Here is a 15,695-nt window from a genome sequence, read left to right on the forward strand (position 1 = left end):
CCAAACCGCAAAGGCATAGCCCGTATGCTACTTTGGGAGTATTTCCGCACTATCCGAGGGATTAGTTGCCCGCTGCCGTGAAAGGTTTGCACAAGACATTAAGGCCGTCTGAAAAAGGCCGTCTGAACTTTTTCAGACGGCCTCATATGCTTCATTGATCAGCACTTGGCTTCCGCGCCTTTACGGGCGTAATACCACCAGTTCAACACCAAACAAATGGCATAGAAAATGATGAAGCCGATCAAAGCCGCGTTCACGCCGCCGGTGAGGTCGATAGACGTGCCATAGCTTTTCGGGATGAAGAAACCGCCGTAAGCCGCAAATGCCGCCGTAAAACCGATCACCGCCGCACCTTCTTTGGTAGCGTCCAAACGCGCCTGCTCTTCGCTGACCTTGCCTTCGTCGGCAAACTTTTGGTGCATATTGAGGAAAATCACCGGCACCTGCATAAAGGTTGAACCGTTGCCGATGCCCGTCAGCGCAAACAAGGCCAAGAAGCAGGCGAAGAAACCCCAGAAATTGCCGCCCTGCCCGTTGCTCGGCAGGAAAGCGATCACACCGAACACCGCGATAATCATGCCTGCGAATACGATTTGGGTAACCGCCGCGCCGCTCTTGATTTTATCGGAAATCCAACCGCCGAACGGACGTGCCAGCGCACCCACCAACGGCCCCAAGAAGGCGTATTTCACCGGATCGATGCCGGTAAACTGGCTTTTAATCAGCAGCGGGAAACCTGCCGCGAAGCCGATAAATGAGCCGAACGTGCCCAAATAGAGAATGCACATAATCCAGTTGTGCTTGCGGCTGAAAATAATGGCTTGGTCTTTAAAGCTGGCTTTTGCGCTGGCCAAATCGTTCATGCCGAACCATGCCGCCAAAGTGGAAAGAATGATAAACGGCACCCAAATAAAGCCCGCATTTTGCAGCCACATTTGCTTGGTAACGTCGCCTTTGACCCAAGTTTGCGGTTCGCCGCCGAACGCACCGAAAATGCCGGCGGTAATCACCAGCGGCACGACAAATTGAACGGTGGAAACGCCCAAATTACCCAAGCCCGCGTTCAAGCCCAGAGCCGTGCCTTTTTCCGCTTTGGGATAGAAAAAGCTGATATTGGCCATGCTCGACGAGAAATTGCCGCCGCCGAAGCCGCACAGCAAGGCCAACACCATCATGGTGATGTAGTCGGTATCGGGGTTTTGCACGGCGAAGCCCAAACCGATGGCGGGCAGCAGCAGGCTGGCTGTCGATAAAGCCGTCCATTTGCGTCCGCCGAATACCGGCACCATAAACGAGTAAAAAATACGCAAAGTCGCGCCGGAAAGCGCAGGCAGCGCCGCCAGCCAGAAAAGCTGGTTTTCGCTGTATTTAAAGCCGATATTGGGCAGGTTGACTACCGCCACGCTCCACACCTGCCAAATGGCAAAGGCCAGCAGAAGAGCGGGAATGGAAATCCACAGATTGCGGGTGGCGATTTTTTTACCGGTTTGCTGCCAGAATGTTTTGTCTTCCGGCTGCCAGTGTTCGATCAAATGCGACATAACGATACTCCGTAAAAAGAAACCTGTTGAGGCCGTCTGAAAAACCGCTGCGTTTTCAGACGGTCTGATGTAAGGATTACGACTGCTTCTGATTCAAGGCTTTCAGTTCTTGGTCGCGCTTGGCTTTAAACGAGAAGTGCATCCAAATCAGCGAAACGCACACCGTGCCGTAAAGCAGCATGAACGATGTCGAACGGATGCCCGTCCAGTCTTCCAGCGCGCCGAACATAATCGGCAGCAAAAATCCGCCCATACCGCCTGCCAAGCCCACGATGCCCGATACCGCGCCGATATTGTCGGGATAGTCGTCGGCCACGAATTTAAACACCGAGGCTTTACCCACAGCCGTTGCCACGCCCACGGTAAACATCAGCACGGTAAACAGGGTTACGCCCAAGCCGATGTGCATGCTCAAGGGGCCGTTTTTGGTTTGGATAACCAAGTCGGTTTGCGGATAAGAGAGCAGGAAGAAGCACACCCAGCACACCCACATCACCGCCCACGTTACTTTGTAAGCACCGAATTTGTCGGAAAGATAGCCGCCAAACGCACGCAGCACGCCGCCGGGCAACGAGAAACAGGCCGCTAAAAACGCCGCCGTTTTCAGCTCCATGCCGTATTCGCCCACATAATATTTGGTCATCCACAAGGCCAGCGCCACATAGCCGCCGAACACCACCGAATAATATTGGCTGTAACGCAGCACGCCGGGGTCTTTCAGCAAAGCCAGCTGTTCGCGCAACGTCACGCTAGACGACACCAAATGTTTCGGATCGTGGTAGCTGGTAAACCAAAAAATCACCGCCATTGCCAGCATAATCGCCGAATACACGGTCGGCACAATCTGCCAAGTGCCGTAAGTGGTGATCAGCCAAGCGGCCAAAAATTTGTTGACGGCAGAACCGGCGTTACCCGCGCCGAACACGCCCATCGCCATACCTTGCTGATGCTTGGGGAACCAGCGCGCCACATAAGGCGTACCCACCGAGAAAGAGCCGCCCGCCAAGCCCATCAACAGGCCGATAATCAGGAAATGCCAGTATTGGTTGGCATAGCTCATCAGGAAAATCGCCGGCACCGAAATCGCCATCAGTGCAAACAGCACGACACGTCCGCCGTATTTATCGGTAAGAATGCCCAGCGGCACCCGAATCAGCGAGCCGGACAACACCGGCAGCGCAATCAAGATGCCGTATTGGGTTTGGTTGAAGCCCATTTCTTCCTGCACCTTGATGCCGACCACCGCCAGCATCATCCACACCATAAAGCACACCGTAAACGAAAGCGTGCTCGACACCAACACCGAATAGCGTTTGTAAGTTTCCGAGGCCATCTTGCCGCCCCTCCCTTTCTTAGTTGATAACAAAATGAAATTTCTGCTTAGTGTTACGTTACTCTCTTGGAATCTGCGGCGCATTCACTTGAAGCATCGAAGACACAAGGCATTGGCATAGCCCCGTATCCACCGAATGGGCATCCGGGTAGTTATTTAGTCGTATCTCTTTTGCCGCAAACACATCGGGCCGTCTGAAAAATATTTTTCAGACGGCCCGATGTGCCCGAATACGGTAAACGCTTACGGCAGCTTAAACCAAAACGCCCAGCATCACTTGATTGGCATTGAATACGGCAACTGCGGGTTTGCCCGGCTCCAGCGCCAAAGTTTCGCTGCTGTACAGCGTAATCGTGGCGCACAGATGATGGCCGCCGATATCCAGCGTAACCACATTGTTCACCGCGCCCTGCTCCACCCGCTTGACCTTGCCGGGCAAGCAGTTTTCCGCCGACAGCACCATCGGCGCCAAATCGGTGGCAATCACAATCGAAGCCGCCTTCACCATCACCACGACCATGCTGCCCGTTGCCAGTTTCAGACGGCGGCGGCTGAAGCTGCTGATCTGCGCCTGTATTTCGATACCCGAATCCGTTGCCACGGTAACCAAACAGCTGCCGCCCTCTTCTTCGAGCGCGGTTACTTTGCCTACCAATTGGTTGCGCGCACTGCTTTTCATCACATTTCCTTTATCGTTCGCTAACAGCCCGACCGTTTTTTCAGACGGCCTCAAGGCACGATTTGATTGTTTTTAATCGTTAGGTTGCGGCACATTATGCTGCACCGCATACACCGCCGCCTGCACGCGGCTGGTCAGCTCCAGCTTGCGCAAAATGCTCTGCACATGCACTTTGATGGTGGATTCGGCCAAATCCAGCTTGCGAGCAATGATTTTGTTGCTGTGTCCGGCGGCGAGGTGGCCGAGAATTTCCATCTCGCGCGGCGTGAGCGTATCCAAAGCCCCTGCTGCGGCGGGCGCGGCAGGGCGTATCAGCGACTGCACCAGCCGCGCGGTCATTTCGGGCGAAAACACGTTGTCGCCGGCGGCGGCCTTCTTGATGGCATCCACCAAAAACTCGGCGTTGATGTTTTTCAGCAGAAAACCGCGCGCGCCCAAGCGCATACATTCGGTTAAATCTTCGCTGTCTTCGGAGACGGTCAGCATCACCACCGTTTGGTCGGGGCGGCTGCTGAGTATCTGTGCTAAGGCTTCGCGGCCGTTCATCACCGGCATGTCCAAATCCAAAAGCACCACGTCGGGATTAAGCTGCTCCGCCAGTTTCACGCCGCTCAAGCCGTCGGCCGCTTCGCCGATCACTTCGCAATCTTCCTGCCGCGCCAGCAAAGCCTTGATGCCGCTGCGGAACAAAGTATGGTCGTCCACCAAAATGATGCTGATTTTTTCGTTTGTATCCATAATCAAATCAAAATTCTTTCTTCTTGCGGCAGTGTCAAACGCACCTGCGTATATTGCCCGGGTTGTGAATCCAAATCCAAACACGCATGAATACGCAATGCCCGTTCGCGCATAATGTTCAGGCCTACATGGCCGCCCGACAGGTTTTCCAATGAAGCGGGGTCGAAGCCGTTGCCGTCGTCGGTAATCGTCATCACGAAATCGCGCTCGTTATCCAGCGTTACCTTTACCGATTTGGCTTGGGCGTGTTTGCGGATATTGGAAAGGCTTTCCTGCAAAATAAAAATAAACTGCAACTGCTGTTCGCTGCTCAAATTGGGGCCGTCGCCGTGCCACACCACTTCGATGTCGGTTTGGGTTTGCTGGCGGAAACGCGCCGCCAGCGTTTGCACGGCTTCGGCAAATTCTTTTTTGCTGATTTTGGTGCGGAAATTCAGCAGCAGTTCGCGCACGTCTTCATAGCATTCCTGCACGCCGTCTTTGATGAATTGCAGGTTTTCCGACATCTGGTTTTGGTTGCCCGCCGCCATCGCGCTTTCCAACATCTGCACCTGCAAATTCAGAAAAGTCAGCGTTTGGGCGATGCTGTCGTGCAACCCTTGCGCCATCAGATTGCGCTCCTGCAACACCGCCAGCTGCCTGCTTTCGTCGGCCAAGCGGATATTGGTCAGCACCAGCCCCAACAGGTTGCACAAAGAATCGAGCAGATGGGTGGTGTTGGTGTTAAAGGCATATTCTTCGTCGAAATACAAAGTCATGATGCCCAAGTCTTTGTGGCTGTGGCGGATTTTGAACACCTGAAGGTAATGGAAACCCGATTTTTCGCAGCCCGTAGTGTGCATAGCCACCGACGTTTCCGTGCACCCGTCGAAATGAATCGGCTGCCAGCCGCTCTGCTGCACGGTTTTGCCGCAAAAGCAGTCTTCCAAACGCTGGCAGGCTTCGGCGTTTTGCAAAGTGTCGGGCAAGCCTTGATGCGCCACCAAATCCATACGATGCCGTCTGAAATCGAGCAGGCGGATGCTGCCGGCGCGGGCGGGAATCAGGCGCATGATTTTTTCTAAAAACATCGTGCCGGCTTCGGCTGCGGTTTGCGTTTGGTTCAGAAAACGCGAAAACGAATACAGGGTTTGCAGCGTATAGTTTTTATCGGCCAAATCACGGGTTTTTTCAGCGACTTCGTGTTCCAGATTGGCATAAAGCTGCTGCAAGCGCTTACTCATCTGGTTGAAGCCTTTATCAAGCTGGGCAAACTCGGCCAGCTCGTTAATCGGCACCTGCGTACCCAGCTTGCCGTCGTGAATCCTTTCCACGCCGTTTTGCAGCTCTTCCATCGGGCGGATAATCCACAAATACAGCAGCACCACCATCACGCCAGCGCCGATCAGCACCATCGCCATCAGCCCGCTTTGAAACAGGCGCAGCCAATAAGTGTGGCGGGAATTGACGATTTCCACGGCGGAAACCAAATCGTCAATCGACGCTACAAACTGGTTTAAATATTTTTCTTCCACGCCCGTGCGGTTGTGTGCGGCACTTTGCAACTGCAGCTTGATGTGCTGCCATTCGGTTTTCAAGTTTTCCATGTGCCACCCCACTTCGGGCGTATCGGGCAACGACAGCGGCCGCACGGGGTCGCCGCGTTCCAACTGCTGCAAAGTCGTATCGAATTGGGCGATTTTCCGGTCGATGTGCTCAACATTGTGCTGTTCGCGCAACATCAAGCCCAAGCGGTATGCCTGCATACGCAAACTGCCGGCATCGTTAATCGCCGCCGCGCTGCCTTCCAGCCGCCACGACAGCAGCAAGGTAAAAATAATCGATGCCAACGCCGCCGACACCCACACCACAGTGAGAAATTTCAAGCGTGCCGACAAGCTGTTGAGAAAAGTGAAACGCAACGCCGTGCTCCATCATTGTTTTCGGCAAGACAAACCGCCTTCCCGCCATGCGTAACTATGCGGCATTTTATCTACATCGGAAATAGGCCAACCGCCTTTTCGGTCTAGTTACTTAGAACTATAAACAGCAAACCTGCCCTGCCTCACCCCATGCTTTATCTGCTATCCATATAGCAAAGCTCAAATCATAAGTCATGAAGGCCGTCTGAAAAGTTCCAGACGGCCTTCATGCTTTTGTTTTATGTCAAAGATATTGGATTTATCGAAGATATCGATTTCCCGTGCTTAACGGCGGCGAACCAGCTGCCATGCGCGGCCGAGATAGGCGACGCTGGCGAAGCCGCTCCACACATGCACCAAGCGGGTGAACGGGAAAATCACAAACAAACCCATGCCCATTACCATATGCAGTTTGAACAGGAAGTTCACGTCTTCGATATGGCTGGCGGCTTCACCGCGGAAGGTAACGATGTGCTGCGCCCAAGTCATCAGTTTCACCATTTCGTGGCCGTCGGTATGGCCCATGCTCACGAAGATGGTCAGCAAGCCCAAGCCTAAGGTGATGATGAGCCAAATCAATACCAGTTTGTCGCGCCATGTGGTGTTGGCGGCCAAGCGGTCGCATTTCAGACGGCGTTGCAGCAGGATAATCAAACCGATCATCGCCATCACGCCGAAGATGCCGCCCATTACCATCGCGAAAATCTGCTTGGCACTGTGGGAAACGCCCAGCGCGTCCCAAAACCATAAAGGCGTGAGCAGGCCGAACAGATGCCCGAAAAACACGGCCAAGATGCCGACGTGAAACAGAATGTTACCCAAGCGCAATTGGCCTTCGTAAAGGATTTGGCTGGATTCGCTTTTCCACGAATATTGCTCGCGGTCGAAGCGCACGAGGCTGCCGAAGAAGAAAATCGCGAGGGCAATGTAGGGAAAGATGCCGAAGAAGAATTGGTGCAGGGTATTCATGTTTATGCTCCTGTTTGGGCCGTCTGAAAAGCGGCTTTAGGATAAAACTGTACGGTTTCGACGCTCGGTTTCAGCAGCGGCTCGGTGCCGGAAATATCGGGGCCGAACGTTTCCATCGCTTCGTCCATATCGCGCACGGGCGGCTCGATGAGGGGCTGCGGCGCTACCGGGCTGAGGGCTGTGATGCCTTGCAGCAGCACGGCATAGGGCGAACCGTTTTTCTCGAGTTTGCCGCCGATGTGGGCGATCACATGCACGGCATCGCCCAACAGTTTTTGCGCGTGTTCGGGCGGCACTTGGCTCAGGTATTCCAGCAATACGGGCAGGTAATCGGGCAGCTCGTCGTTGCCCAGCTCGAAACCGTGGTTACGGTATTCTTGCAGCAAGTCCACCATGGCGCTGCCGCGGTCGCGGTCTTCGCCGTACACATGCTCGAAAATGTAGAGCGCGTGGTTGCGGTTGCGGTCGAAAGTGGCAACGTAGTTTTCCTGCAATTCGCGCAGGCTGTGGCTGTTCAGGTAGTCTAAAAAGCTGTTCAGACGGCCTGCTTGCGTTTGCAGCTCGGGCCATTCTTGTAAGGCCGTCTGAAATTCAGACAGGGCTTCGATCAGCTCGGCTTCGGGGTAGCACAGCAGCGCGGAAAACCATTTGTAAACAGGATTCGCTCCCATCAGCGTACTCCTTCTTCACGGTTTTTCTCGGCATCTTTGCGCAGGCCGTGGAAGATAATCGGCGCGCCTTTGCGTTTGCCGAACAAGCTCTCTTCGCTGCCGCCGCCGGAGCAGCCGTTGCCGAAGGTAAAGCCGCAGCCGGCTTTGTCGCCGAAGCTGTTTTCCACCATTTCTTTGTGCGAAGTCGGAATCACAAAGCGGTCTTCATAATTGGCGATCGCCATGATTTGATACATGTCTTCCACCATCTCGGGCGTGAGGCCGGTGCCTTCCAGCGTTTGCGCCAGCGTTTCGCCGTGAACCACCTGCCCGCGTTTGAAGCGGCGCATGGCAATCATGCGTTCCAGCGCGAATTTGATCGGCTCGACTTTGCCCGCGGTAAGCAGGTTGGCCAGATATTTCAGCGGGATACGCATTTCGTCCACGCTCGGGATGATGCCGTTTTCGCCCACCAAACCATTTTCGATAGCAGACTGAATCGGCGAGAGCGGCGGGATATACCAAACCATCGGCAAAGTGCGGTATTCGGGGTGCAGCGGGAAGGCTACTTTCCATTCCATCGCCATTTTGTACACTGGCGATTGTTTCGCCGCATCAATCCAGCCTTGGCTGATGCCTTGTTTCAAGGCCTCGCGCTGCACTTCGGGGTCGTGCGGGTTGAGGAACACGCCCAGTTGTTGCTCGTACAAATCCTGCGGGTTTTCCACCGAAGCGGCTTGTTCGATTTTGTCCGCGTCGTACAGCAGCACGCCCAAATAACGGATGCGGCCCACGCAGGTTTCGGAACACACGGTTGGCTGGCCGCCTTCGATACGCGGATAGCAGAACGTACATTTTTCGGCCTTGCCTGAAGTCCAGTTGTAGTAGATTTTTTTGTAGGGGCAGCCCGATACGCACATGCGCCAGCCGCGGCATTTGTCTTGGTCGATCAACACGATGCCGTCGTCTTCGCGCTTATAAATGCTGCCGGACGGGCAGGAAGCCACGCAGGTCGGGTTCAAACAATGCTCGCACAGGCGCGGCAGATACATCATGAAGGTTTGCTCAAACGCGGCGTGCATGTCTTTCTGAATGCCTTCAAACAGCACGTCTTTCGCCCGTTTTTCAAACTCGCCCGCCAAATCGTCTTCCCAGTTCGGGCCCCATTCCACTTTGTCCATTTTTTTACCGGTGAGTACGGAAACCGGACGCGCGGTCGGTGGCGTTTTCATTTTCGGCGCGTTTTGCAGATGCTCGTAATCGTAGGTGAACGGCTCGTAGTAGTCGTCGATTTTCGGCATATTCGGATTGGCAAAAATATTCGCCAAAATCTTCAACTTACCGCCCTGCTTCGGCACCAGCTTGCCGTCGGGCCTGCGCACCCAGCCGCCGTTCCATTTGTTTTGGTCTTCCCAGTTTTTCGGAAAACCGATGCCGGGCTTGGTTTCCACATTGTTGAACCACGCATATTCCACGCCGTCGCGCGAAGTCCAGACGTTTTTACAGGTAACGGAGCAGGTGTGGCAGCCGATACATTTGTCTAAGTTCAGAACCATGCCGACTTGTGCTCTGATTTTCATGGTAGTGTTCCTTTTGGTTTGGTTTTCAAACGGCCTCTCCGGTAGTGGCAGGCCGTCTGAAAAACGGCTTCGTCAAGTGGTTGCTATCGCTGTATTAAAACTTTTTCACAGATAGAAGCTTAGTAGATGGCGTGCAAGAAAAACATGCGTCTAAAGAGCAGGCGCAGGCAGCAAAGGAATGTAGGCCGGCTAGCTGAAAAGGGGAACGGAGGTAGTTATTTGGGAGTATGGCGGGCAGTTGGAATACCTATTTGAATGCACGGGCAGCACCCGTGCCGTCTGAATAAAACCAATCGTTTCGGCATACGATTGAACTTGAGTATTCACCCGCCTGCCTGAAATACGCCGCAAAAATATTCAGACGGCCTCAACCGCTACGGCAGGCCATATACCCATCAGGCCGTCTGAAAGCCTGATGAAAACTTTTTCGGAAAGCAGCGATTTATGCGATAATCTGCGCCGAAATCCTTACCATCATTCCACACGGAAACATCATGTCAGACGAAAAAAGCAAAGCATTAGCCGCCGCGCTCGCGCAAATCGAAAAAAACTTCGGCAAAGGCTCCATCATGAAGATGGACGGCAGCCATAAAGACGAAAATTTAGAAGTCATCTCCACCGGCTCGCTCGGTTTGGACTTGGCGCTCGGCGTGGGCGGTTTGCCGCGCGGCCGTATCGTCGAAATCTTCGGCCCCGAATCATCCGGTAAAACCACCCTGTGTTTGGAAGCCATCGCCCAATGCCAGAAAAACGGCGGGACCTGCGCCTTTATCGATGCCGAAAACGCATTCGACCCCATCTACGCCCGCAAACTCGGCGTAAAAGTGGAAGAGCTGCTGGTTTCCCAACCCGACACCGGCGAGCAGGCGCTTGAAATCTGCGACATGCTGGTACGCTCCGGCGGCGTGGATATGGTCGTGGTCGATTCTGTCGCCGCGCTCGTGCCCAAAGCCGAAATCGAAGGCGAAATGGGCGACAGCCACGTCGGCCTGCAAGCCCGCCTGATGAGCCAAGCCTTGCGCAAACTCACCGGCCACATCAAAAAAACCAATACCTTAGTCGTATTCATCAACCAAATCCGCATGAAAATCGGCGTGATGTTCGGCAGTCCCGAAACCACCACCGGCGGTAACGCGCTGAAATTCTACGCATCCGTGCGCCTCGACATCCGCCGCACCGGTTCCATCAAAAAAGGCGACGACGTTTTGGGTAACGAAACCAAAGTCAAAGTCATCAAAAACAAAGTCGCCCCGCCCTTCCGCCAAGCCGAATTCGACATCCTTTACGGCGAAGGCATCAGCTGGGAAGGCGAACTGGTCGATTTGGGCGTAAAATACGATATCGTTGAAAAATCAGGCGCATGGTACAGCTACAACGGTGCCAAAATCGGCCAAGGCAAAGACAACGTGCGCGTATGGCTGAAAGAAAATCCCGAAGTCGCCAACGAAATCGACGCCAAAATCCGTGCCAAAGTCGGTGTGAATGTTCAAATCACCGAAGGCACGCTGGACGATACCGACGGCGAACAGCCTGAAGAATAATCGGCAAAGCAAATCCATTCAGGCCGTCTGAATTTTCAGACGGCCTTCTCTTAAGCCTCAAACTAAGAAAAAATTTAGCTGACTAAATAAAATCTCACAATTATAATAAAAAAACATGATTTTCTTTAATCAAAGCTAAGCTATGGACTACCAAAAAATCAGCCGCAAGCTCGAAATTTTAGCCGACGCGGCCAAATACGACGTTTCCTGCTCGTCGAGCGGCGGTTCGCGCAGCAACGACGGGCAAGGCTTGGGCAACGCTTCGCGTGCGGGCATCTGCCACAGCTTCACCGAAGACGGCCGCTGCGTATCGCTGCTGAAAATCCTGCTGACCAACCATTGCATCTACGACTGCGCCTATTGCGCCTCCCGCCGCAGCAACGACATCCCGCGCGCGGCGTTTACGGTCGATGAAGTGGTGGATTTGACCATGAGCTTTTACCGCCGCAACTATATCGAAGGGCTGTTTTTAAGTTCCGGCATCTTCAAAAACGCCGATTACACCATGGAACGCTTGGTGCGGATTGCCAAAAAACTGCGAGAAGAACACCGCTTTCACGGCTACATCCACCTCAAAACCATTCCCAAAGCCTCTGCCGAAATCCTGCACGAAGCCGGGCTGTATGCCGACCGCCTCAGCGTCAACATGGAAATCCCCACCGTTTCCGGCCTCAAGCTGCTCGCGCCCGAAAAAAACCACAGCGATATGACGCAGCCGATGGCGTTTGTCCGCAACGAAATCGCCGCCTTTGCCGACAGCCGCAAAACCATCAAATCCACGCCCAAGTTCGCCCCGGCGGGGCAAAGCACGCAGTTCATTATCGGCGCGGCAGGCGAAACCGACCGCCAAATCATCCGCGCCGCCGGCGGTTTTTACCGCCATTACGGCCTCAAGCGCGTCTATTACTCGGGCTATGTGCCGGTATTGGAAGACAAACGCCTGCCGCCTTTATCGACGCAAGTGCCGCTGCAGCGCGAAAACCGGCTCTATCAGGCCGATTGGCTGATGCGTTTTTACGGCTTTTCCGACCACGAAATCTTAGACGACCAACAACCTTTTCTCGACTTGGATTTCGACCCCAAACTCGCTTGGGCGCTGCGCCACCGCGAATGGTTTCCCGTGCCGCTGCAACACGCACCGCTCGAAACCATCTTGCGCGTGCCCGGCATTGGCGTGAAGTCCGCCCGCAAAATCGTGCAGGCCCGCCGCTTCCGCATGATTACCATGGCACAGCTGCGCAAAATGGGCGTGGCGCTCAACCGCGCACGCTATTTCATCACCCTGCCCGAACCCAACCGCTACGCCGACTTAATCGACAGCCCGCAACTGCGCGGCCTGCTTTTACAAAACACCCGTTCCAAATTCAGCCAAAGCGACGCCGTGCAAAGCGATTTATTTGGCTGAACCGCGCCGACAGGAATCCCATCCATGCGTTTCATCTTGCATTACGACGGCAGTTTCGACGGCCTTTTAACCGCCGTGTTCCAAGCCTATGCACGCAAATACCCGCTTGACAGCGTACACATTACCTGCGATGCCGACGACACCGATTTATTCGACCAAAGCGAAACCGTCGTTACCGAGCCGGAGCAAGCACAGCGCGTGTTTCAACGCTTGGAACGTCAAATTGGCCGCCGCGGTACGTTCAAACTGCTCTACGGCTTTTTATCCGCCGCCCCCGAAATGCCCGACACCTTTTTACGCATCGTCCGCCTGGCGTTGGCACAATCCGGCCGCCGCGACATTTTGAGCGACTACGGCCATTATGATGTGATGCAATGGGCGAAATGGGTGAAAAGCGTCGGCCACGAAAAGCACCGCATGGAAGCCTTTGTGCGCTTTGAAGAAATGGAAAACGGGCTTTACCTCGCCCGCATCGAACCGCAATACGACGTGCTGCCGCTAACCGTGCGCCATTTCCGCCAACGCTATCCCGCACAACAATGGGCGGTTTACGACATGCAGCGCGGCTACGGCATCTTCAACCATTCAGACGGCCTCCATCCAATCAGCGACTTAGCGCAATCCGGCATCGAAGCTCACTATTCCGAGCGCGAACGCGATTACCAGCGGCTGTGGCAACGCTATTTCCACAGCACCACTATCCTCTCCCGTCGCAACCCGCGCCTGCACCGCCAGCAGATGCCGCAGCGTTACTGGAAATACCTAACCGAAAAACAACCGACACTCTGATTCAGACGGCCTCCCCTATTTGATTGGTCAACATGAATGATTTTTTAAGCCCAGCCACAAGCAATCAAAGCATAATCCGCTGTATCCGCAGCAGCTTTTATCCGCCGCCGCAAGCCTTTGCCTTCGAGGCCGTCTGAAACATTGTTCCCATTCCTGCAAAACCCTGTTTTCAGACGGCCTTTTCCTTTGCCAAACCTCCCCAAAACCGCTATCCTTTTCCCTTTTTTCAGCTTCAACACCTTCACCATGAACATTATTTCCACCATCGCATCAGAATTAAACGCCACCGCTGCCCAAATCCAAGCCGCCGTTACCTTGCTCGACGACGGAGCCACCGTGCCCTTTATCGCCCGCTACCGTAAAGAAGTAACCGGCGCTCTGGACGATACCCAACTGCGCCATCTCGCCGAGCGTCTGCAATACCTGCGCGAATTGGAAGAGCGCAAGCAAACCGTTTTAAAAAGCATTGACGAACAAGGCAAACTCACGCCCGAACTTCAGACGGCCATCGAAGCGGCCGACAACAAAACCACGCTCGAAGACCTCTATCTGCCCTACAAACCCAAACGCCGCACCAAAGCCCAAATCGCCCGCGAAAACGGTTTGCAGCCCTTGGCCGACAGCTTATTGCAGAGGCCGTCTGAAAACCCCGAAACCGCCGCCGAAGCTTATCTGAACGAGCAAGTGCCCGACACCAAAGCCGCGCTCGACGGTGCGCGCGCCATTCTGATGGAACAGTTCGCCGAAGATGCCGAATTGCTCGGCAACTTGCGCGAAAAACTGTGGAACGAAGCCAAAATCCATGCCCAAGTGGTTGCCGGACAAGAAGATGCCGGCGAAAAATTCAAAGACTATTTCGACCACCGAGAACCCGTCCGCAACATGCCCAGCCACCGCGCGCTGGCCGTATTGCGCGGCCGCAACGAAGGCGTGCTGCAAGTCGCCCTCAAATACCAACCCGACGAAACCCCGATCACCGAGCAGAGCGAATACGAAAAAATCATCGCCAAACATTTCGGCATCGCCAATCAAGGCCGCCCCGCCGACAAATGGCTGCGCGACACCGTGCGCCTCACATGGCGCGCCAAAATCTTCCTCTCGCTGGAGCTTGAAGCCTTAGGCCGTCTGAAAGAAGCCGCCGACACCGACGCGATTACCGTGTTCGCCCGCAACCTCAAAGACCTGCTGCTCGCCGCCCCCGCCGGCCGCCTCGCCACAATGGGCCTCGACCCCGGCTTCCGCACCGGCATCAAAGTCGCCGTAGTGGACGACACCGGCAAACTGCTCGACACCGCCGTTGCCTATCTGCACCAAGAAAACAACGCCTTAGCCACCCTTGCCCGCCTCATCAAACAACACGGCGTGAAACTGATTGCCATCGGCAACGGCACCGCCAGCCGCGAAACCGACAAACTCGCCGGCGAATTGGTGAAAGGCCTGCCTGAAATGGGGCTGCACAAAATCGTGGTCAGCGAAGCCGGCGCATCCGTTTATTCCGCCTCCGAGCTGGCCGCCAAAGAATTTCCCGAGCTGGACGTTTCCCTGCGCGGAGCCGTCTCCATCGCCCGCCGCCTGCAAGACCCGCTGGCCGAATTGGTAAAAATCGACCCCAAATCCATCGGAGTCGGCCAATACCAGCACGATGTTAACCAAAGCCAACTTGCCAAATCATTGGATGCCGTGGTGGAAGACTGCGTGAATGCCGTCGGCGTGGACGTGAACACCGCTTCCGCCCCGCTGCTGGCGCGCATTTCCGGCCTCAACAGCACGCTGGCGCAAAACATCGTTGCCTACCGCGACGAAAACGGTGCGTTCGACAGCCGTAAAAAACTCCTCAAAGTACCGCGCCTCGGCGAAAAAACCTACGAGCAGGCCGCCGGTTTCTTACGCATTAACGGCGGCAAAGAACCGCTGGACGCATCCGCCGTCCACCCCGAAGCCTACCCCGTCGTCGCCAAAATGCTCGACGACCTGCACATCAAAGCCGCCGACCTTATCGGCAACCGCGAAAAAATCAAACAAATCAAGCCCACCAGCTACACCACCGACCAATTCGGCCTGCCCACCGTCATGGACATCCTCGCCGAACTGGAAAAACCCGGCCGCGACCCGCGCGGCGAATTTCAGACGGCCACCTTTGCCGAAGGCATCAACGAAATCAGTGATTTAAAAGTCGGCATGATTTTGGAAGGCGTAGTGAGCAACGTCGCCAACTTCGGCGCATTCGTCGACATCGGCGTCCACCAAGACGGACTCGTCCACATCTCCGCACTGGCCGACAAATTCGTCCAAGACCCGCGCGAAGTGGTGAAAGCGGGCGATGTGGTGAAAGTGAAAGTGCTGGAAGTCGATGCCGCCCGCAAACGCATCGCGCTGACCATGCGCTTGGATGATGAAGCGGGCAACACGGCAAAAAGCAGCAGGCCGTCTGAAAACAAACGCAAAAACAACGGCCCAAAACCGCAACGGCAGGAAAAAGCCCCCGCCAATTCCGCAATGGCCGAGGCGTTTGCGAAGTTGAAGCGGTAAAAGACTGTCTGAAAACACCTCCTAAATCAACAATCAAGAA

The 15,695-nt window shown here is 54.8% G+C and carries 13 protein-coding genes; 4 read left to right on the forward strand and 9 right to left on the reverse strand.

Annotation, left to right across the window (positions count from 1 at the left end):
- Positions 1-158: 158 nt before the first annotated feature.
- From LVJ85_RS07110 to narH, 8 genes are all read right to left on the reverse strand, one after another.
- On the reverse strand, positions 159-1,541 hold the full coding sequence (locus LVJ85_RS07110) for a NarK family nitrate/nitrite MFS transporter (RefSeq protein ID WP_244738289.1): 1,383 nt from the start codon (positions 1,539-1,541) through the stop codon (positions 159-161).
- A 76-nt stretch (positions 1,542-1,617) separates the two neighbouring features.
- Positions 1,618-2,874: a nitrate/nitrite transporter gene (locus tag LVJ85_RS07115; RefSeq protein ID WP_085362535.1), complete on the reverse strand. Its 1,257-nt coding sequence runs from the start codon at positions 2,872-2,874 to the stop codon at positions 1,618-1,620.
- Positions 2,875-3,127: 253 nt separating this feature from the next.
- Positions 3,128-3,553 carry a molybdopterin-binding protein gene (locus LVJ85_RS07120; protein WP_244738291.1) on the reverse strand — a complete coding sequence of 142 codons (426 nt, stop codon included), beginning with the start codon at positions 3,551-3,553 and terminating at the stop codon, positions 3,128-3,130.
- 72 nt (positions 3,554-3,625) lie between these two features.
- On the reverse strand, positions 3,626-4,291 hold the full coding sequence (locus LVJ85_RS07125; protein ID WP_085362533.1) for a response regulator: 666 nt from the start codon (positions 4,289-4,291) through the stop codon (positions 3,626-3,628).
- 2 nt (positions 4,292-4,293) lie between these two features.
- Positions 4,294-6,192, reverse strand: coding sequence for a type IV pili methyl-accepting chemotaxis transducer N-terminal domain-containing protein (locus LVJ85_RS07130; protein WP_244738293.1), 1,899 nt, complete (start codon positions 6,190-6,192; stop codon positions 4,294-4,296).
- Positions 6,193-6,477: 285 nt separating this feature from the next.
- Entirely contained in the window at positions 6,478-7,161 is a 684-nt protein-coding gene (gene narI / locus LVJ85_RS07135; protein ID WP_197697447.1) for a respiratory nitrate reductase subunit gamma, read from the reverse strand.
- A gap of 2 nt (positions 7,162-7,163) precedes the next feature.
- Entirely contained in the window at positions 7,164-7,832 is a 669-nt protein-coding gene (gene narJ, locus LVJ85_RS07140) for a nitrate reductase molybdenum cofactor assembly chaperone (RefSeq protein ID WP_244738297.1), read from the reverse strand.
- Complete coding sequence (gene narH, locus LVJ85_RS07145; protein ID WP_244738299.1) at positions 7,832-9,391, reverse strand: nitrate reductase subunit beta; 1,560 nt, start codon at positions 9,389-9,391, stop codon at positions 7,832-7,834. Before narH ends, narJ begins: the two co-directional genes overlap by 1 nt.
- Positions 9,392-9,885: 494 nt before the next feature.
- Between narH and recA the strand changes: the two genes are divergently transcribed.
- From recA to LVJ85_RS07160, 3 genes are all read left to right on the forward strand, one after another.
- Positions 9,886-10,932, forward strand: a complete 1,047-nt coding sequence (gene recA, locus LVJ85_RS07150; protein WP_085355456.1) for a recombinase RecA — start codon at positions 9,886-9,888, stop codon at positions 10,930-10,932.
- 142 nt (positions 10,933-11,074) lie between these two features.
- Positions 11,075-12,337, forward strand: coding sequence for a putative DNA modification/repair radical SAM protein (locus LVJ85_RS07155; protein WP_244738301.1), 1,263 nt, complete (start codon positions 11,075-11,077; stop codon positions 12,335-12,337).
- Positions 12,338-12,361: 24 nt separating this feature from the next.
- Complete coding sequence (locus LVJ85_RS07160; protein ID WP_244738307.1) at positions 12,362-13,126, forward strand: TIGR03915 family putative DNA repair protein; 765 nt, start codon at positions 12,362-12,364, stop codon at positions 13,124-13,126.
- A gap of 44 nt (positions 13,127-13,170) precedes the next feature.
- Here LVJ85_RS07160 and LVJ85_RS07165 read toward each other — a convergent pair whose 3' ends face one another.
- Positions 13,171-13,380 (reverse strand): hypothetical protein, encoded by a 210-nt coding sequence (locus tag LVJ85_RS07165; protein ID WP_244738315.1) that lies wholly within the window; start codon positions 13,378-13,380, stop codon positions 13,171-13,173.
- Here LVJ85_RS07165 and LVJ85_RS07170 point away from each other — a divergent pair.
- Positions 13,373-15,655 carry a Tex family protein gene (locus tag LVJ85_RS07170; RefSeq protein WP_244738317.1) on the forward strand — a complete coding sequence of 761 codons (2,283 nt, stop codon included), beginning with the start codon at positions 13,373-13,375 and terminating at the stop codon, positions 15,653-15,655. The genes LVJ85_RS07165 and LVJ85_RS07170 overlap by 8 nt on opposite strands.
- Positions 15,656-15,695 lie beyond the last annotated feature (40 nt).

The organism is Neisseria sp. Dent CA1/247, from assembly GCF_022870825.1.
GTDB classification, from domain to species: Bacteria; Pseudomonadota; Gammaproteobacteria; order Burkholderiales; family Neisseriaceae; genus Neisseria; species Neisseria zoodegmatis.